The sequence below is a fragment of the Paraburkholderia bannensis NBRC 103871 genome, assembly GCF_000685015.1.
GTDB classification, from domain to species: Bacteria; Pseudomonadota; Gammaproteobacteria; order Burkholderiales; family Burkholderiaceae; genus Paraburkholderia; species Paraburkholderia bannensis.
Genome location: NZ_BAYA01000025.1, coordinates 112,668 through 130,767, shown reverse-complemented (window position 1 = coordinate 130,767; position 18,100 = coordinate 112,668). Strand labels below are relative to the sequence as shown.

General features: G+C 63.3%; 13 protein-coding genes. 9 read left to right on the top strand and 4 right to left on the bottom strand.

Annotated features, from left to right (window positions below; all coding sequences use genetic code 11):
- Positions 1–62: 62 nt before the first annotated feature.
- Together BBA01S_RS43275 and BBA01S_RS29240 are read right to left on the bottom strand one after the other, a co-directional pair.
- Positions 63–1,154, bottom strand: coding sequence for a lipocalin family protein (locus BBA01S_RS43275; protein ID WP_042298079.1), 1,092 nt, complete (start codon positions 1,152–1,154; stop codon positions 63–65).
- A gap of 314 nt (positions 1,155–1,468) precedes the next feature.
- Entirely contained in the window at positions 1,469–2,482 is a 1,014-nt protein-coding gene (locus BBA01S_RS29240) for a LysR family transcriptional regulator (RefSeq protein ID WP_027819548.1), read from the bottom strand.
- A gap of 232 nt (positions 2,483–2,714) precedes the next feature.
- Here BBA01S_RS29240 and BBA01S_RS29235 point away from each other — a divergent pair, with 232 nt between their 5' ends.
- From BBA01S_RS29235 to BBA01S_RS29230, 3 genes are all read left to right on the top strand, one after another.
- Positions 2,715–4,928 carry an FUSC family protein gene (locus tag BBA01S_RS29235; protein ID WP_027819547.1) on the top strand — a complete coding sequence of 738 codons (2,214 nt, stop codon included), beginning with the start codon at positions 2,715–2,717 and terminating at the stop codon, positions 4,926–4,928.
- A gap of 139 nt (positions 4,929–5,067) precedes the next feature.
- The gene (locus BBA01S_RS46165) at positions 5,068–5,286 is read left to right on the top strand and encodes a hypothetical protein (protein WP_084162619.1); all 219 of its coding nucleotides are present in this window, start codon (positions 5,068–5,070) and stop codon (positions 5,284–5,286) included.
- 187 nt (positions 5,287–5,473) lie between these two features.
- Positions 5,474–7,003 carry an acetyl-CoA hydrolase/transferase family protein gene (locus BBA01S_RS29230; protein WP_027819546.1) on the top strand — a complete coding sequence of 510 codons (1,530 nt, stop codon included), beginning with the start codon at positions 5,474–5,476 and terminating at the stop codon, positions 7,001–7,003.
- Positions 7,004–7,094: 91 nt separating this feature from the next.
- Here BBA01S_RS29230 and BBA01S_RS29225 read toward each other — a convergent pair whose 3' ends face one another.
- Entirely contained in the window at positions 7,095–7,346 is a 252-nt protein-coding gene (locus BBA01S_RS29225; protein WP_027819545.1) for a GlsB/YeaQ/YmgE family stress response membrane protein, read from the bottom strand.
- A 202-nt stretch (positions 7,347–7,548) separates the two neighbouring features.
- Positions 7,549–8,256 carry an MgtC/SapB family protein gene (locus tag BBA01S_RS29220; RefSeq protein WP_027819544.1) on the bottom strand — a complete coding sequence of 236 codons (708 nt, stop codon included), beginning with the start codon at positions 8,254–8,256 and terminating at the stop codon, positions 7,549–7,551.
- 230 nt (positions 8,257–8,486) lie between these two features.
- On the opposite strand from BBA01S_RS29220, the gene BBA01S_RS43270 reads away from it, so the two are divergent.
- The 6 genes from BBA01S_RS43270 (at position 8,487) to BBA01S_RS29190 (ending at position 18,089) form a co-directional block, all read left to right on the top strand.
- Positions 8,487–9,539: a LysR family transcriptional regulator gene (locus BBA01S_RS43270; RefSeq protein ID WP_084162618.1), complete on the top strand. Its 1,053-nt coding sequence runs from the start codon at positions 8,487–8,489 to the stop codon at positions 9,537–9,539.
- Positions 9,540–9,818: 279 nt separating this feature from the next.
- The gene (locus BBA01S_RS29210) at positions 9,819–13,028 is read left to right on the top strand and encodes an efflux RND transporter permease subunit (protein ID WP_027819543.1); all 3,210 of its coding nucleotides are present in this window, start codon (positions 9,819–9,821) and stop codon (positions 13,026–13,028) included.
- Between the two features lie 65 nt (positions 13,029–13,093).
- Positions 13,094–14,332 carry an efflux RND transporter periplasmic adaptor subunit gene (locus BBA01S_RS29205; RefSeq protein WP_042298078.1) on the top strand — a complete coding sequence of 413 codons (1,239 nt, stop codon included), beginning with the start codon at positions 13,094–13,096 and terminating at the stop codon, positions 14,330–14,332.
- 11 nt (positions 14,333–14,343) lie between these two features.
- A complete protein-coding gene (locus tag BBA01S_RS43265) occupies positions 14,344–15,894 on the top strand; it encodes an efflux transporter outer membrane subunit (protein ID WP_084162617.1) in 1,551 nt (516 codons plus the stop codon).
- A 60-nt stretch (positions 15,895–15,954) separates the two neighbouring features.
- Entirely contained in the window at positions 15,955–16,644 is a 690-nt protein-coding gene (locus BBA01S_RS29195; protein ID WP_027819541.1) for a heavy metal response regulator transcription factor, read from the top strand.
- A complete protein-coding gene (locus BBA01S_RS29190) occupies positions 16,641–18,089 on the top strand; it encodes a heavy metal sensor histidine kinase (protein ID WP_027819540.1) in 1,449 nt (482 codons plus the stop codon). The genes BBA01S_RS29195 and BBA01S_RS29190 overlap by 4 nt, the downstream gene beginning before the upstream one ends.
- The last annotated feature ends 11 nt before the right edge of the window (positions 18,090–18,100 follow it).

Below are 18,100 nucleotides of genomic sequence, written 5' to 3'. Positions count from 1 at the left end.
CTGGCGTTTACGCGTGCGAAAAGCGCAGCACTAGTCGCTTGCCTTCACAGCTAGCCCAGCGACTATTTCCAGACACCTGCAAGCTCAACATATCCAACACCACGGACATCGCGTCCGAACATCGAGCCCGAGACGTTCATTTTTCCCTCATATTTTGATTGGGCGTTGAGCCGTTGACGTCCTTCTTCACAAGGCAAAATTTCCTGTGCCTTGTAGGGGACGTCGAAATGCAGCTTCGCATCGAGGCTTGGGATACTGACATCGAACTGAGTTGGAAAGCGCTTGCCAGTTGCCGGACTAGTCCAATAATCATACATTTTTATCGGATTAATAAAGGCCACAACATGAGAGCCGTCCGGAAGCACCGCAGTCGCGCTTAATCGAACTTCGCTTTTATCGAACTCGTAAACAGCTGCGATACTCATTGAGACGCCGTTGTCGAGCTGGGGATTGAACCACGCCCATTGATCCTTGGTGAAGGCTGTTGCCGGCGTAGAAACGCCAAACTGGCGATCCAGCCAGGAAATCCCATCTGTATCGTATACATTATTTCCTATCGATATACGCCCAGATGTTTTCATCTTCACAAAAGCATATTCATATTGCTCCAGGCCATAAATATGGCTGATTCTCCCCTGTGCGTTGTCGACAAGAGGATTGTGATTGTTTTTCATGTCTAGTTCGACAATCGCATCATCAAATGCGACTTTGACGTTAATGCTTTTTTCATCTCCGCCGAACTCGCCATCTGGAGACTTTAGATAGAATTTACTGTCGCTAACTGTGACATCTTCTAATGCGTAGTATTTATCGTAGCTCCGATATTCTCTGGTTTTTTCATTGATCAAGCCAAAATTAACCCAGAGAAAGGCGGGTGCATCAGAAGGTGATTTGACGAAAAAATGAACCTGTAGGCCGATGGTGTCGCCATTCAATGCTGTGAGATTCGAAACTGTGAACCACGACTCCTCAGCATATTTTCCCTTATGGAAACGCAAGTCCGTTACAACATCGACAAGACTTGCATTGCCGCAAATTCTCAAACTCTGTCCATTGTAATCGAGCGTTTTTTCGAACTCACCTGGTCGGATCAACTCTTTCGAGTTGGACGTGTCTGACGGAGTCGTAGCGGTATTATTTTGATTTTGCGGCATATTAAATCTCCATATTTGACATAGAGCCAGCAGACTCCAAAGGTTTTTGGGCGGCGGCAAAGTCGGAGTGTTTTATCGACCTACAGATTTTCCAGCCGAACTTCGAACTACTCGATCTGTGGTTAGGCAACGCTGCCGTACGAAGTTCGTTGCAAAAGTCTAAGGGCTTGCGTCGTGCGGCCGGTTGACGATGGACAAGGCAGGTAGTACTTCGTGTACGCCGCCTTCTGGGTGCGCGACACAAAAAGCAGAAAACAAAAAAGCCGTCCAATGGACGGCTCTTTTGTGTGAGTCAGCTTCGCGAAATCGAAGTATTACTGCGCCGCCTTCTGTACAACTGCAGCGACTGCGGCATCCTTCGCCAAAGCGACATTCTCTGCGGCATCCGCGAGTTGTTCCTGCGTGAGTTCTTCCAGCAGCGCCATATCTCGCGCAATCACCTGCGGAAGATGCGCGCGTAAAAACTCCACCCAGGTCTTTGTCTTTGCATCGACGAATTTGCGCGACGGATATAGCGCGTACACATTGCTCTTCTGCAAGATGTGTTGCGGCAACACCCGCACCAGTGTGCCGTTTCGCAGCCCCTCGATCGCCGCATAAACCGGCAGCGTGCCGATGCCCATACCCTCGCGAATCGCCACGGCGAGCGATTCGGCGATATTCACCTGCACCGGGCCGTCCACGTGCATTTCGATGCTGCCTTCCGGGCCTTCCAGCGTCCATTCGTGCGCATCCGCTGTCGGCGTCTTCAGAATCAGGCAGTCGTGATGAGCCAGATCGGCGGGCGTGCGTGGCGCGCCGTGCGTATGCACATACGCCGGCGACGCACACAAGATGCTGCAGGTCGAACCGAGCTGGTGCGAAACCAGATCCGAATTCGGCAACGAAGCCGCCGTCACCACCGACACATCGCTGCTGCCCTCGAACAGATCGGGCAGCCGTTGCGACAACGTCAGCTCGACCGTGACTTCGGGATGCAAAGCGCGATAACGCGAGATCGCGGGCAGCACGTACTGCTGTCCGATACTCGCGAAGCTATGCATGCGCAGCGCGCCCGCCGGACGCTCGTGTGCGCAACTGGCTTCTTCCTCTGCGCTGTCGACGTCGGCGAGAATCTGCCCGCAGCGCTTCAGATACCGTTCCCCGGCGGGCGTCAGCGCGAGCCGTCGCGTCGAGCGATTGAGCAGACGCGTGCGCAGATGCGCCTCCAGCTCCGACACCGCGCGCGACATGGCGCCCGTCGTCGAATCGAGCGATTGGGCCGCGGCAGTAAAACTGCCGGCTTCGACGACGCGGACGAACACCCGCATGTTTTGTAGCGTATCCATCAGACCTTCTTTAAGAACTTCTTGTTTGGCACGAAAACGATATTGTCCGCCTCGCGGGCCCCGGCATTGTTGAGGGATCTGGAACGGACGTTCCTTGCTGCTCCCGTTAATTCGCTTTATTGGCGCTCCTACAATCGGCCCCTTGCACATCGAGGTTCGCGCCCTGGCGCGTAATCCGATTGCAAGCAGTTCACCGTAATCGTCTTAACAATCCGAGCGTAGTGCGTTTCCCATGAACCGGCAGCCAGCGATACACCGTGCGACCGACCCGCGTCGTCGCGCCGAAATCATTTGGCGTGCCGCCCGGCGCGCCTTGCGCGACTGGCAGGCGAGTCACGGCGCGATCTGGCTGCATTTGCTGAAAACGGTCACGGCGGGCTTGCTGGCGATGGGCATTGCAATGCTGCTGGACTTGCCGCAGCCGCGCATTGCGATGACCACCGTGTTCGTCCTGATGCAGCCGCTCTCCGGCATGGTGTTCGCGAAGAGCGTGTACCGCATCGTCGGCACCGCGGTCGGCATGGTCGCGGCGGTGGTGCTGGGGGCCGTGTTCATCCAGCAGCCCGAGCTCTATATCGCCGGGATGACGATGTGGGTGGCCGCCTGTACGGCGGCTGCCATGCGGAATCGGCATTTTCGTTGGTACGCGTTCGTGCTGGCCGGCTATACCGCTGCGCTGATCGGCATTCCCCTCGTGATGCAACCTAACGGCCTGTTTCTCGCCGCGCTGGGGCGCGGGGCCGAAGTGGCCGTGGGGATCCTCTGTTCCGGGGTCGTCAGCGCCGTTATCGTGCCCCGGCAGTCGGGCTCGGTGCTCGAACGCACCTTGCGCACACGATATCTCGATTTTACTTCCTTCGCTGCACGCGTGTTGTCAGGCGGCCTTGAAAGGGACGCATTCGAAGGACGATTTGCAAAGCTCGTCGATGAGATCGTGGGCTTCGAGGCCACGCGCGCTTTCTCATTTTTCGAAGATCCAACGATGCGCTCGCGCAGCCAGTTGCTCGCGCGCCTGAACGGCGAGTTCATGGATGCGAGCGCGCGCCTGCACGCGCTGCGCCAGCTGAAACGGCGCCTGCGCTGGAGCGACGAATCGATTGCGCCGCTCGCCCCGTATTTCAGCGAACTGGCGGCGATCCTCGCCCAGCGCCCAAGCCTGAAAGAGTCCGATCGCGCTTACGCCTTGCGCCTCGCGCAGGATCTCGAATCGTTCCAGCGCACGTTGCCGCGTCACGTACGCGAGACACGCCGGCCGCTCGAATCGGCGTCGCCCGACACGCTTCAGGACTTCGACACGTCCGCCGAACTGATCTACCGCTTCACGGCCGAAATCGCCCGCTACAGCCGCACCTGGGCGTCGCTTACCCAGGCGGGCCTGCCGCCCGAGCCGCGCGTCACGCGCTACGTGCCGCGCACGAGCTGGTACGTGGTGGCTTTCACCTTCATGCGCACGGCGGTGGTGGTGGCGGCCGTCGGCTGGTTCTGGGTCGAGACCGACTGGCCGAGCGGCGGCCTCGCGATGATCGCCGCCGCGATCACCTGCGCGCTGACCTCATCGGCGCCACGCGCGACGCGCATGGCGTTCCAGATGGCGGCAGGCGCAAGCTGCGCGGCCGTCGTCGGCTATCTGCTGATGTGCTACGTCTATCCAAACGTCGATGGCTTTCCGCTGCTTTGCGCCGCGCTGGCGCCCGCGCTCGCACTCGGCGCGTTCTTCGCGACACGCCCGCGTATCGCGGGCTTCGGGGTCGGGTTCTCGGTGTTTCTCTGCCTGCTCGCGGGGCCTGACAATGTGATCGCTTACGCGCCCGATCTGCTGATCAACAACGGCCTGGCGGTGGTCTCGGCGATGATCGTGGCGGCGCTCGCATTCGCCGTGGTGTTTCCGCCGCATATGAGCTGGCTCGTCGAGCGCATGTGCGCCGCGTTGCGCGGCCAGGTCGTGCTCGCGTGCCGGGGCGACCTCACGGGGATCGGCCAGCACTTCCAGTCGGGCGCACACGACCTGATGCATCAGTTGCGGCTGCTGCTCAACGGCCGCAAACAGGCGCACCGGCGCGCGCTGCGCTGGATGCTGGTGACCCTCGAAGTCGGCCACGCCGTGATCGACTTGCGCCACGACGCGCAAACGGCCGCCTGGCTTGCCGGTAACGATGACCGATGGAAGCGCGCGCTCGACCACGTGCTCGCCGATATCGCCCATCTCTTCGAGCAACCCGACGCCGCCCAGCTCGATCGCGCCCTCCAGGCCGTGCGCACGGCCACCTGGATCGCCCAGGAGGCGCTGCCGCATGTCCACCATGACCGCGAACGCCGCCACGACGTACAGCGGCTCCTGAGCCATCTGCACTTCATCCGCAGCGCGCTGATCGACCGCGACGCGCCGTTCGGCGCCCGCGCACGCCAGGCGCGCCGTCGTCGCGCCCTGCGTCTGCGCCTGTCCTGACACGGTTCGAGGGCATGGCCTGCGTGATCTTGCCGCAGTCTGGAAATATGCCTTCCACCCCGGCTTCTTAATCAATCCAGGCCCCGGTCATATAGTGGCATCACTGCTTCGGCAGTACCCGTTAGCACTGGAGAGTGAAATGAAGTCCCTGAAGATCGCTGTTGTTGCATGTTCCATGTTTGCCGCCGCCGCTGCTTATGCACAGAACGACGCAACGGCAGCGGGCGTCCCCGAGCAGGTCGCCCAAAGCGCAGCACAGCCTGCTGCTCAAGCGTCCGCGCACCGTGAAGCGACGCCGGCAAGGAAAGACGAATGCGTCGGACCTGCCAGCTTCTGCAACATTTATTTCGGTAGCTGAGATCGAGTAACCGCCCGCCATGTGTGCAGGCGCAAGCTTGAAATTCATGCCGCGGCGCCTTCCTGTGAGGCCCGCGGTTTTTGCGCATTCCGGCTGCAAAAGTGTTTTGTAAAAGCCGTAGTGCACGGCCGCCAAAGCAAGACCTGAAAATGGCATCTGGCGATCAGAGAAGTTTGTGGAGACTTTGATGTACGAAGACCGTATCCGTTGTGCCGCTCTGCGCGGCAAGATCACCTCGGCTGCCGAAGCAGCTCAACTCGTGCGCAATGGCATGCGCGTCGGGGCCAGCGGCTTCACGCGCGCAGGCGACACGAAGGCCGTGCCGATCGAACTGGCGCGCCGTGCGCGCGAAGAGAAGGAGCCGCTGCGCATCACGCTGATGACGGGCGCCTCGCTCGGCCATGACGTCGACCGCATGCTGACCGAAGCGGGCGTGCTCGAACGCCGCCTGCCGTTCCAGGTGGACACCACGCTGCGCAAGGCGATCAATCGCGGCGAAGTGATGTTCGTCGACCAGCATCTCTCCGAGACCGTCGAGATGCTGCGCGCAAACCTGCTCGGCAAGCTCGACCTCGCCATCATCGAGGCCGCGGCAATCACCGAGACGGGCGCCATCGTCCCCACGACCTCGGTCGGCAATTCGGCGAGCTTCGCGATTCTCGCCGAGAAAGTGATCGTCGAGATCAACCTCGCGCAGCCGCTCGGTCTCGAAGGCCTGCACGACGTGTGGATTCCGGGCCGCCGCCCGCATCGCGACCCGCTGCCCATCGTGCGCGTCAACGATCGCGTCGGCACGCAGGCCATCGAGATTCCGCCCGAGAAGATCGCGGCCATCGTCATCACCAACGAGCCGGACAGCCCCTCGACCGTGCTGCCCGCCGACGAGGAAACCGCGCGCATCGCGGGCCACCTCATCGACTTCCTGCAGCACGAAGTGAAGCATGGCCGCATGAGCGCGCAACTGCCGCCGCTGCAAGCGGGCATCGGCACGATCGCGAACGCCGTGCTGTCGGGCTTCGTCGATTCGCCCTTCGAAGCGCTTACGATGTACTCCGAAGTATTGCAGGACTCCACTTTCGACCTGATCGACGCGGGCAAGATGGTGTTCGCCTCGGGCGCATCGATGACGCTGTCCGCGCCGCGCCAGGCGCAGGTGCTCGCCGAACTCGACCGCTATCGCGACAAGCTCGTGCTGCGTCCGCAGGAAGTGAGCAACCATCCGGAAGTGATTCGCCGCCTGGGCTTGATCGCGCTGAATACGGCGCTCGAATGCGATATCTACGGCAACGTGAATTCGACGCACGTGGGCGGCACGCACATGATGAACGGCATTGGCGGCTCGGGCGACTTCGCGCGCAACGCGTCGTGCGCGATCTTCGCGACCAAGGCGATCGCCAAGGACGGCAAGATTTCGAGCATCGTGCCGATGGTGCCGCACGTCGATCACAACGAGCATGACGTCGACGTGATCGTGACCGAGCAGGGTCTCGCCGACCTGCGCGGTCTCGCGCCTCGCGAACGCGCCACGCTCATCATCGATCGTTGCGTGCACCCGCTGTATCGCGACCTGCTGCGCGACTACTACAAGGACGCGCAGAAGATTGGCGGCCAGACGCCGCACAACCTGGCCCGCGCATACGAGATGCATCTGCGCTACAACGAAACCGGCTCGATGCTGCCGGGCGCGCCGGAAGCAGCCGAAGCCGTCAATGCTTAAGCGTCACCGCTGACGCAAGCGCATAAGAAAAACGGGAGCACCTGCGAAGGTGCTCCCGTTTTGCGTTAACCGCAGCGCAATGAAGACAGCGCTACGCCCTTCGGAACATGCGGATAACGAACAGCAGGATGACCGCGCCGACGATGGCGGTGATGATCGAGCTGATGATGCCGGTGCCGATATGGATGTGGAGCAGGCCCGCGAGCCAGCCGCCAATGAACGCACCCACGATCCCGACGATGATATCGACGATCAACCCGAAGCCGCCGCCCTTGACGAGAACGCCTGCGAGCCAGCCAGCGATTGCGCCGATGATGAGCCAGGCGATGATGCCGTGTTCCATAAAGAAGACTCCCCTCGTTGGTGTGAATTAATCACGGTGAATGGAGCTTAGTCCAAGGGCGGGATCGAGTCCACGAAACGCAGCCAGAATTGACAGTTCTTGAAATCCGCCACGCGGTGTTTCAATTAGTGCAACGAAAGTGAAATGAAGTCGTAAGGAATGCGAGACGAATTTTGCAGTTATCGTCGCGTATGCATCGACATCATTCGGGCGAGACTTCCGTTTCCGCCGCTGTCCAGCTCACGCTGGAGACGCCTTTTTCCATACTCAGGCGGCTCGCCATCAATTCGAGCTTGGGCTGATATTTCGGATGCAGACGCACGGTGGCCGTCACGCGCAGGCGCTGCGGATCGCCCGGCAGGTCTTCGCTCGTGAGGCTCTGGAACGAAAGCGGAGTGGAGTACATCGAGTTCGACAGCACGGTGCGAATATGGATCTCGTCCTCTTCGCGGCACACGACCGTCAATTCATAGACACGCACGAGATCGGCATTCGATATCGGCGACTGGTTGATGATGCGGCTCACCTCGCGCAGCACGGTGTTGGTGAGCAGCACGACCGCCGTGCCCGCGACTGCCGGCACGTAGTGCCCCGCGCCGCAGAGCACGCCCACGGCGGCCGAGCACCAGAGCGTGGCCGCCGTATTGATGCCCTGGATGGAGCCCTTGTCGCGCATGATGACGCCGCCGCCCAGGAAGCCCACGCCTGAGACCACATAGGCCGCAATCTGCGTGACGCCGCTCGTGCCATTGCCCGTCAACACGCCGAGCGTGACGAACAGGCACGCGCCGCTGGCGACGAGCGTGATGGTGCGCAGGCCCGCCGTGCGCTGGCGCATCTGGCGTTCCAGTCCGATGGCGACGCCGCAGGCGAACGCCGCGAGCAGTCGCAAGGCGAATTCGTAAGTCATCGTTCTGTCATGAAAGCGGCCGGCGGGATGCCTCGCAACCCTTGTCGCGCGGGCGATTCGCCATCCAGGGGGCGCCGTGGATCATACGCGGGACAGGACAGATCGCCAAGCTGACCGGCCTGCCATTTAGAAGTCAGCATCGGGCCACGGCCTCCAGGCGACACTGGCGCCATTCGACTATCCACAATGAATCACGCCGGGAAGAGCAAGACGATGGAGAGGAGCCGCTGATGGACACGCTACGCAACATGCGTATTTTTGTAAGAGTGGTCGAGTCGGGCAGCTTCACGCGCGCCGCCGCGAATGAAGCGATGACGACGGCGCAGGTATCGCGCGCCGTCACCGACCTGGAATCGCGGCTGCGTACGCGGCTCTTGAACCGCACCACGCGGCGCATGTCGCTGACCGAAGCGGGCGAGCGCTATCTGCAAAGCTGCAAGCGCATCCTCGCCGATATCGAACAGGCCGAATCCGAGGCCGCCGCCGCCCATGCGAATCCCGCAGGCAAGCTGCGCGTCTATGGCGGCACGAGCTTCGGCCAGCACTATGTGATGCCGTTGATCGCGCGTTACCAGCAGCATCTGCCCGACGTCGCCGTCGACTTGACCATTGCGCAGGAGATGCCCGACATCATCGAGGAAGGCTTCGACGTCGCCGTGGTCGTGGCCGCCGAGCTTGAGGATTCCGCGCTGATCTCGCAGCAACTGGGCAGCACGGCGGCCATCCTGTGCGCGTCGCCGGACTATCTCCGTTCGCGCGGCGTGCCGCGATCGTTCGACGACCTCGACATGCACACCTGCCTGCATCTCACCGATGCGAGCCTGCCGGCCGGCCAATGGGTCTCCGAAGGGCCGCATGGCGAAACCTTCCGCCACACCGGCGTGACGCCCTTTCAGGTGAACAACCCCGAAGCGCTCGCGCTCGCGATCCGCGAGGGCATGGGTATCGGGCCGTTGCCGGTGCCCGTCGCGCTGCCGGGTCTCGCCGACGGCTCGCTCGTGCGCGTGCTTCCCACGCACCGTCTTCAGACGCTCAACATCTACGCGCTCTATGCGTCGCGCCGCTACCTGGACGCGAAGATCCGCACCTTCGTCGAGTTCCTGCGCGAGAAAGTGCCGCTCGTCCTGACCGAACAGGAGAGCGCGCTCGCGACCTGCAATACACCTGCCCGGCGTAGCGCGAATGCGCCGCTGCGCGAGGCACGCCCGTTGCATGCAGGCGCGCACACCAAGTCCGACAAGCACGACAAACACGAGATGGAGCGTCTGCGCCTCGTGAACTAGGCGCCCATCCAGTAAGCACGAAAAGAAAAACACGCGCGCGCCGCGTGAGGGGAGGGGTGCGCCCGACGTTTGCAAACGGGCGCCAAAGCCGCGCCACGCAAGCAGCGTGTTCGCGGCCCGACGTGGCTGGCAGTTTCGCCATGTTCGCGCCAGCAACCTGCCACGGCGATTGCCTATGATGCGGCACCGTTTCGTTCATGCGCGGTGCGTTTTTGAAGCAGTCGTTCAAGCGCGTCTTCCCTCTCGCCCGATTTCGTCTGATTTACCCGAAACCGTCTCATGTGGATCGTTAATCTCGCGCTGAAGCGGCCGTACACGTTCATCGTCATGGCCATCATGATCGTGCTGGCCACGCCGTTCGTGCTGATGTCGATGGCCACCGACGTGCTGCCGAACATCAATATTCCGGTCATCAGCATCATCTGGTCGTACACGGGCTTTTCCGCACAGGACATGGCCCAGCGCATCACCTCGGTCAACGAGCGCAGCCTCACGACCACGGTGAGCAACATCGAGCACATCGAATCGCAGTCGCTGCCCGGCATCGCCATCATCAAGCTGTTCCTGCAACCGGGCGCGAGCCTGCAGACCGCCATCGCCCAGGCCGTTGCATCGGAACAGGCGCAGCTCAAGCAGATGCCGCCGGGCGCGACGCCGCCGCTCGTCATCAGCTATTCGGCGTCGAGCATTCCGGTGATCCAGCTCGGGCTGTCGAGCAAGTCGATGAGCGAGCAGGCGCTCGCCGACGTCGCCATGAACTTCCTGCGCCCGCAGCTCATCACGATTCCCGGCGCGCAGGTGCCGTATCCGTACGGCGGCAAGACGCGCGTGATTTCCGTCGATATCGACACGCGCTCGCTGATTTCCAAAGGCCTCACGCCCGCCGATATCGTCAGCGCGGTGAGCGCGCAGAACCTGATCCTGCCGACGGGCACGGCCAAGCTCGGCCAGACCGAATACCGCGTGGACACCAACGCGTCACCTGACACGATCGCGGGCCTGAACCGGATTCCCGTGCAGACCGTCAACGGCGCGACCACGTATCTGGGCGACGTGGCGCACGTGCGCGACGGCTTCACGCCGCAGACCAACATCGTGCGCCAGGACGGCCAGCGCGGCGTGCTGATGTCGATTCTCAAGAGCGGCGATGCGTCCACGCTGCAAGTGGTGGGCAAGCTCAAGAGCCTGTTGCCGCAGGTGCGCAATACCTTGCCCGCGGATCTCGTGATCCAGCCGCTGTTCGACCAGTCGATCTTCGTGTCGGCCGCCGTGCAGGGCGTGGTGCGCGAAGCGCTCATTGCCGCCGCGCTCACGGCCGCGATGATCCTGCTGTTCCTCGGCAACTGGCGCAGCACGCTCATCATCGCGGTGTCGATTCCGCTCTCGATCCTGGCGTCGATCATCACGCTTTACGCGCTGGGCGAAACCATCAACATCATGACGCTCGGCGGCCTTGCGCTGGCCGTGGGGATTCTGGTTGACGACGCAACGGTCACGATCGAAAACATCGAACGGCACCTGCATCTAGGCGCCGATCTGCACGAAGGCATTCTCGAAGGCGCGGGTGAAATCGCAGTGCCCGCACTGGTTTCGACGCTGTGCATCTGCATCGTGTTCGTGCCGATGTTCTTTCTCACGGGCGTGGCGCGTTTCCTGTTCGTGCCGCTTGCGCAGGCCGTGGTGTTCGCGATGATCGCCTCGTACGTGCTCTCGCGTACGCTGGTGCCCACGCTGGCCATGCTGCTGTTCGCGGGCCACGATCCGTCGGAGCATCCTCAGACCGGCGCGCGCGCATCGATGTTCACGCGCGTGCATCTGCGCTTCAATCATGGCTTCGAGCGCGTGCGCGCAAATTACATCGCATTGCTGAGCGTCCTGCTCGCGAGGCGGCGCCTGTTTGGCGTGTCGTTCCTGTCGTTCTGCCTGCTCTCGCTCGGACTCGTGTTTTTCCTGGGCCGCGACTTCTTTCCATCGGTCGATGCGGGCAATATCCGCCTGCATATGCGCGCGCCCACGGGCTACCGTATCGAGGAAACCGCGCGCCTGGCCGATGAGGTCGAGCGCACGATCCGCACCGTCGTGCCGCCGGATCAGCTTGCGACCATCGTCGACAACCTGGGCCTGCCCTATAGCGGCATCAACCTCTCGTACAGTAACTCGGGGACGATGGGCACGCTCGACGGCGAGATCCAGATTGCGCTCAAGCCCGACCACGATCCCTCGCATGTCTATATCGACAAGCTTCGCACCGTGCTGCCGCAGCGCTTTCCGGGCGTGGAGTTCTTCTTCCAGCCCGCTGACATCATCACGCAGATCCTGAACTTCGGTCAGCCTGCCGCGATCGACGTGCAGGTCGTGGGCTCGGATCTCGGCAAGAACATGGCGCTGGCGAGCACCTTGCTCAAGCAGGTGCGCCAACTGCCAGGCGCCGTGGATGCGCACATCGAACAGCGCAACAACGAACCCGCGCTCATGCTCGCAATGGATCGCTCGCGCATGCAGCAACTCAACTTGAGCCCGCAAAACGTGGCGCAAGATGTGTTGATCGCGCTGTCCGGCAGTTCGCAGACTTCGCCCGCATTCTGGGTCAGCCCGCAGAACGGCGTGGAATATCCGCTTGCCGTGCAGACGCCGCAATACCGCGAAACATCGCTCAACGAAATCATGGGCACGCCGGTTTCCGCCCACGAAGGCACTGCGGCCGCGCCGCTGCAACTCGTGAGCAATCTCGTACAGCTCAAGCCACACGACGGCCCGGCCATCGTCACGCACTACAACATCCGTCCCGTGATCGACCTGCTGGTGAGCGTGGAAGGCAGCGACCTCGGCGCGGTGGGCGCGCAGATCGACGACCTCATCAAGAATGTGCAGGCGCATGCGCCGCGCGGCACGACCGTCACGATGCGCGGCCAGATCGACACGATGCGCTCGTCGTTTATCGGCCTGGGCGTGGGGATTGCGATGGCGGTCGTGCTCGTCTATCTGCTGATCGTCGTGAATTTCCAGTCGTGGGCCGACCCGCTCATCATCGTCAGCGCGTTGCCGGCTGCGCTTGCGGGCATCGCGTGGATGCTGTTCATCACCGGCACGCACTTGAGCGTGCCTGCGCTGACGGGCGCGATCATGACCGTGGGGGTGGCGACCGCCAACAGCATCCTGGTGGTGTCGTTCGCGCGCCAGCGTCTGGCCGATGGCGCGACGCCGCTGGCGGCCGCGCTCGAAGCGGGTGCAACGCGGATTCGCCCGGTGCTGATGACGGCGTTTGCCATGATGATCGGCATGGTGCCGATGGCGCTGGGCCTGGGCGAGGGCGCGGAGCAGAACGCGCCGCTCGGACGCGCCGTGATTGGCGGGCTGCTGTTCGCGACGGTCTCGACGCTTTTGTTCGTACCGCTGATGTTCGCAACGGTGCATGCGCGGCTTGCCCAGCGCGCGCAGCGCAAGCAGGCGCACGCGCAGGCGCGCGAGGCGCAACGTCGCCGCAACTGATGCGATGCACGACAACCGAATACGCAACGCAAACGTAATGGCTGAAGATATCCCTGGCTGACGACATGAACGAACCTCACCACCATTCTTCTCTCGACATCGCCGTGGGCGGCGAGCACGGCATGGATTTGCCCGCGCGCGCGCAGGCGGGCCGCCGTGCGCGCCTCGCGGTGATCGTGGTCGCGTTGCTGCTGGCGGCGGGCGCGGCGCGCACGATCGTCTCGAACGTGCTCAACGCCCACCATCTCGCTGATGTCACGAAGCAGAACGCGAAGCAGTATGTGAGCGTCGTGCAGCCTGCCCAGGCGGGCGCGGACGGCCGCATCGTCCTGCCCGGCACGCTGCGCGGCTACGTCGAAGCGCCGATCTATTCGCGCGCGAATGGTTACGTGCTCAAGTGGTACGCCGATATCGGCGCGCACGTCCAGCAAGGCCAGTTGCTCGCCGAAATCGATACGCCGGAAATCGACCAGGAACTCGCGCAGGCGCAGGCGCAGCGCGATCAATCGGCGTCGACGCTGTCGCTCGCCAAGACCTCGTTCGATCGCGCGCAGCAGTTGCGCCAGCGCGATGCGGTCTCGCAACAGGAACTCGACGACCGCCAGGGCGCGTATAACCAGGGCGTCGCGAACCTCGCGGCCGCCGACGCCAACGTGCGGCGTCTTCAGCAGACCAAATCGTTCCAGCGCATCGTTGCGCCGATTACGGGCGTGATTACGCAACGCAACGTCGATATCGGCGACCTCGTGAATGCGGGCAATGGCGGCGCGGGGCGCGCGCTGTTCGCGATTGCGCAGTCCGACCCGCTGCGGCTTTATCTGAACGTGCCGCAGACCTATGCGCCGCAAGTGGCGGTGGGGCAGCATGTGAGCGTGAGCGAGCAGGAAATGCCTGGCGTCGTGTTCGACGGCACGGTGACGCGCACTGCGCAGGCTATCGACGTCGCGACGCGCACGCTGCAAGTGGAGATCTCGCTGCCCAATCGCGATGGCAAGCTGCTGCCTGGCGCTTACGTGCAGGCGGCGCTGCAAACCGATTCGAAGGGACTCCTGACGGTTCCCGGCAACACGCTGTTGTTCCGCTCAGAAGGCCCGCGTCTGGCCGTCGTGGACGGCAACGGCAAGATCAAGCTCAAGCCCGTGGAGATCGCCCAGGACCTGGGGCAGACGCTTGAGATCAGTCGTGGCCTCGATCCGGGCGACCGCGTCGTGCTCAACCCGGGCGATTCGATCGCCGATGGCGACAGCGTCGTGGTGGTCGCGCCGCAAAAGGGCGCAGCGTCGGCGCCGCGAGGTTCGACGTGAGGGCCGTGCGCATGCCGCTGCAATGCACGCGCGCGACGCTCGTGGCGAGCGCGCTGGCCGGTCTTGCCGCCTGCACGGTCGGCCCCGATTACCACGCGCCGCAAACGGCCAGCCCCGCCGCCTGGCAGGTCGATGGCGCCGACGCGTACTGGCACGCCGCGCAGCCCTCGCACGCGCCGCTCGATCCGCGCTGGTGGATGGTGTTCGGCAACACGGAGCTGAACGGCCTGGAAGACGCGGCGTTGGCGGAAAACCAGACGCTGCGCGTGGCCGTCGCGCACTACGCGCAGGCGCGCTCGACGCTGGCTTCGGTGTCGTCGCAACAGTCGCCGCAGGTATCGCTCGACGGCAGCCTCGCGCGCGAACGCATTTCCGCGAACCGCCCGCAGACGAGTTACGTGACGCCCAATATGTCGACGGTGCAGAACGACATCAAGGTCGGGCCGACCATCAGCTATGAACTCGACCTGTTCGGGCGCATCCGGCGCATGGTGGAGTCCGCGCAGGCGTCGGCGCAGGAAGCGGGCGACGATCTCGCCAACGCGCGCCTCGTGCTCACCGCCGAACTCGCCACCGATTATTTCGCGCTGCGCGAACTCGACGATGAAATCGACGTGGTGAACCGCTCGGTGGCATTGCAGCAAAAGGCGCTCGACTTCGTCAACGCGCAGCACGACCTGGGCGCGGTGTCGGGGTTGACGCTGTTGCAGCAGAAGGCGCAGCTCGACGCCACGAAAACGCAGGTGCATCTGCTCGAAAACCAGCGGCAGCAGGACGAACATGCGATTGCCGTGCTGATCGGCAAGCCCGCGCCGGAATTCGCGCTCGCGCCGCGCGTCACGCCGTTGCCGACGCCCGTGCTGCCCACTGGCCTGCCCAGCGAGCTGTTGCAGCGCCGCCCCGACGTCGCGTCCGCCGAGCGCGCGATGGCCGCGGCCAACGCGCAGATCGGCGTGGCGCGCTCCGCTTACTTCCCGGACATCACGCTGTCGCCCACGCTGGGCTGGGAGTCGACGCGCTTCGGCAATCTGTTCACGGCGCCCAGTCTGCTCTGGTCGCTCGGCGCGAGTGCGGGCGAGGTGCTGTTCGACGGCGGCAAGCGTGCGGCGGGCGTGGATTACGCACAGGCGGGCTACGAGTCGGCGCAGGCGTCGTATCGCCAAACCGTGCTCACGGCCTTCCAGGAGGTGCAGAATGCGGTGACGGGCCTGTCCGTGCTCGATCGCGCGTCGACGGACGGCCAGGCGGCCGTGAACGACGCACGGCAGTCCTTCGATCTGGCCAACGACCGCTATCAGGGCGGCCTGGTCGCCTTCATCGACGTGCTCAACGCCGAGCAGCAATTGCTTGCCAGCGAGCGCCAGGAGGTGCAGATTCACGGACAGCAGGCGGCCACGGTGGTATATCTGGCGAAGGCGCTGGGCGGCGGCTGGAGCGCGGACGATCGCGCGCTCGCGTGCAGCATGGGCACGTGCCGCGAGGTGCCGGCGAGCGGTGCTCCGGGGAATCCGGGCAACGCCGGCCAACAGGATTCGCAGGACGTCCCGGCGGGACGAAGCTGACGGCAACACAAATACGATTCGACGCGGCCTTTGACGCCGCGCGCGAAGTGGAGGGCAAGCATGAAAGTACTGGTTATCGAAGACGAACGCAAAGTCGTGGACTATCTGCGCAGCGGCCTGAGCGAGCAGGGCTGGATCGTCGATGTGGCGATGGATGGCGAAGAAGGCGCGTGGATGGCGACGGAATACGACTTCGACGTGATCGTGCTCGACGTGATGCTGCCGAAGCTCGACGGCTTCGGCGTGCTGCGCGCGGTGCGGGCGAAGAAGGAAACGCCGGTCATCATGCTGACCGCGCGCGATCGCGTGGACGACCGCGTGCACGGCCTGCGCGATGGCGCCGACGACTACCTCACCAAGCCGTTCTCGTTCCTCGAACTGGTCGAGCGCCTGCGTGCGCTCACGCGCCGCGCGCGCGCCCAGGAATCGACGCTCATTTCCGTGGGCGACCTGCAGGTCGACCTGATCAGCCGCCGCGCGACGCGTGACGGCGTGCGCCTCGACCTCACGGCGAAGGAGTTTCAGTTGCTGTCCGTGCTGGCGCGGCGGCGCGGCGAGATTCTCTCGAAGACGCTCATCACCGAACTCGTCTGGGACGTTAATTTCGAAAGCAACGCCAACGTCGTGGAAACCGCGATCAAGCGGCTGCGCGCGAAGCTGGACGGCCCGCATGCGGCCAAGCTTCTGCACACGATTCGCGGCATGGGCTACGTGCTGGAAGTGCGCGAGGACGGAGGCTCGCTGTCATGAAGCGCTCAATCTCGCTGCGGCTTTCCGCGATGTTCGCAGCGGTGTCGCTGATCGTCTTCACGCTCACCGGCACGGGGCTGTTCCTGCTGATGCAGAACCAGCTCTTTAACGAGTTGCGCGAGACGCTCGACACGCGTGCGCGTATCGCGAGCCTGATCGTTTCGCATGCGCCCGACGTGAAGAAATGGGCCTTCGTGCAGGAGAAGCTGCGCGATCTCTCGCCCGCCGATAGCCGCATGCACTACTACGTGGAGGGCCCCGACCCGCGCTTTCGTTTTGGTGCGCCCATAGCGGGCAAGGTGAATGGCGACGTCGGGCCGAACCACCAGCTCGTGCGGCCGACCGGCTGCAATTACGACGTGATCGTCACGAGCATCATGGTGCCGGCAAGCGGCGACCGCCCTGAAGTGAAGCTTGTTGTGTCGAGCGACTGCGTGCGCACGGAAAGCATGTTGCGGCGCTTTGGCATAGCGCTAGGCGTGCTGATTGCGTTGTCGACGATTGCGGTGGCGCTGCTGAGCCGCGCCGTGACGCGCTTCGGTCTTGCGCCGCTCACGCGGCTCTCGCGCGAGGCCGCGCAACTGAGTCCGTCGAACCGGCGTCAACGACTGCATTCGGGCGAATTGCCCGAGGAACTCCACGAACTGGCGACCTCGTTCAACGGCGCACTGGAGCGTCTGGACAAGGCCTACGAGCGGCTCGAATCGTTCAACGCCGACGTCGCGCACGAATTGCGCACGCCGGTGAGCATCCTGATCGGCCAGACCCAGGTGGCGCTCACGCGCGACCGATCCGTTGAGCAGCTGCAACAGACGCTGCAATCGAATCTTGAGGAATTCGAACGATTACGCGTGATCGTCAACGACATGTTGTTCCTCTCGCGCAGCGATCGCGGCGAGCGCGCGACCGAACTGTCGGAAGTCTCGCTGCGTTGCGAAGTCGAGCGCATGCTGGAATTTCTCGACATGCCGCTTGAAGAGGCGCAACTGAAGGTGGAAGTGCAAGGCGATGCGCGCGCGTGGGTCAATACTTCGCTGATTGGTCGCGCGGTGAGCAACCTGTTCGTGAACGCGATCCAGCATTCCTCGCCGGGCACGCTGTTGCAGGTCACGATCGCCCCGCAGGACGGACATGTGGAGATTGCCGTGTCGAATCCGGGCGAGCCGCTCGACCCGGACGTGCGCGAGCATATTTTCGACCGCTTCTATCGCATCCAGGAAGCGCGTTCGAATAGCCACGAGAATCATGGCCTCGGGCTCTCCATTGTGAAGGCGGTCGCTGAGATGCATGGCGGCAGCGTATTCGTGCGCAGTGCCAACGGTATCAACACGTTCGGCTTCTCGGTGTCGGCGCAGGGCGGCTCGGCACCGAGCGCGAATGCGCCGGTCGTGCCCGAACCGCCGCGTCAGGGACGCGCGGGCTTGCCGATGCACGTCTCGTCCTGAGTGTCGCTGTA

Excerpts from the sequence above, each read along its gene's own strand:
- BBA01S_RS29225 (WP_027819545.1), bottom strand. The coding sequence starts at position 7,346 with ATGGAACACGGCATCATCGCCTGGCTCATCATCGGCGCAATCGCTGGC.
- BBA01S_RS29230 (WP_027819546.1), top strand. The coding sequence starts at position 5,474 with ATGTACGAAGACCGTATCCGTTGTGCCGCTCTGCGCGGCAAGATCACC.
- BBA01S_RS29235 (WP_027819547.1), top strand. The coding sequence starts at position 2,715 with ATGAACCGGCAGCCAGCGATACACCGTGCGACCGACCCGCGTCGTCGC.
- BBA01S_RS43270 (WP_084162618.1), top strand. The coding sequence starts at position 8,487 with ATGGACACGCTACGCAACATGCGTATTTTTGTAAGAGTGGTCGAGTCG.
- BBA01S_RS29220 (WP_027819544.1), bottom strand. The coding sequence starts at position 8,256 with ATGACTTACGAATTCGCCTTGCGACTGCTCGCGGCGTTCGCCTGCGGC.
- BBA01S_RS43275 (WP_042298079.1), bottom strand. The coding sequence starts at position 1,154 with ATGCCGCAAAATCAAAATAATACCGCTACGACTCCGTCAGACACGTCC.
- BBA01S_RS29205 (WP_042298078.1), top strand. The coding sequence starts at position 13,094 with ATGAACGAACCTCACCACCATTCTTCTCTCGACATCGCCGTGGGCGGC.
- BBA01S_RS29210 (WP_027819543.1), top strand. The coding sequence starts at position 9,819 with ATGTGGATCGTTAATCTCGCGCTGAAGCGGCCGTACACGTTCATCGTC.
- BBA01S_RS29240 (WP_027819548.1), bottom strand. The coding sequence starts at position 2,482 with ATGGATACGCTACAAAACATGCGGGTGTTCGTCCGCGTCGTCGAAGCC.
- BBA01S_RS46165 (WP_084162619.1), top strand. The coding sequence starts at position 5,068 with ATGAAGTCCCTGAAGATCGCTGTTGTTGCATGTTCCATGTTTGCCGCC.
- BBA01S_RS29190 (WP_027819540.1), top strand. The coding sequence starts at position 16,641 with ATGAAGCGCTCAATCTCGCTGCGGCTTTCCGCGATGTTCGCAGCGGTG.
- BBA01S_RS29195 (WP_027819541.1), top strand. The coding sequence starts at position 15,955 with ATGAAAGTACTGGTTATCGAAGACGAACGCAAAGTCGTGGACTATCTG.
- BBA01S_RS43265 (WP_084162617.1), top strand. The coding sequence starts at position 14,344 with ATGCCGCTGCAATGCACGCGCGCGACGCTCGTGGCGAGCGCGCTGGCC.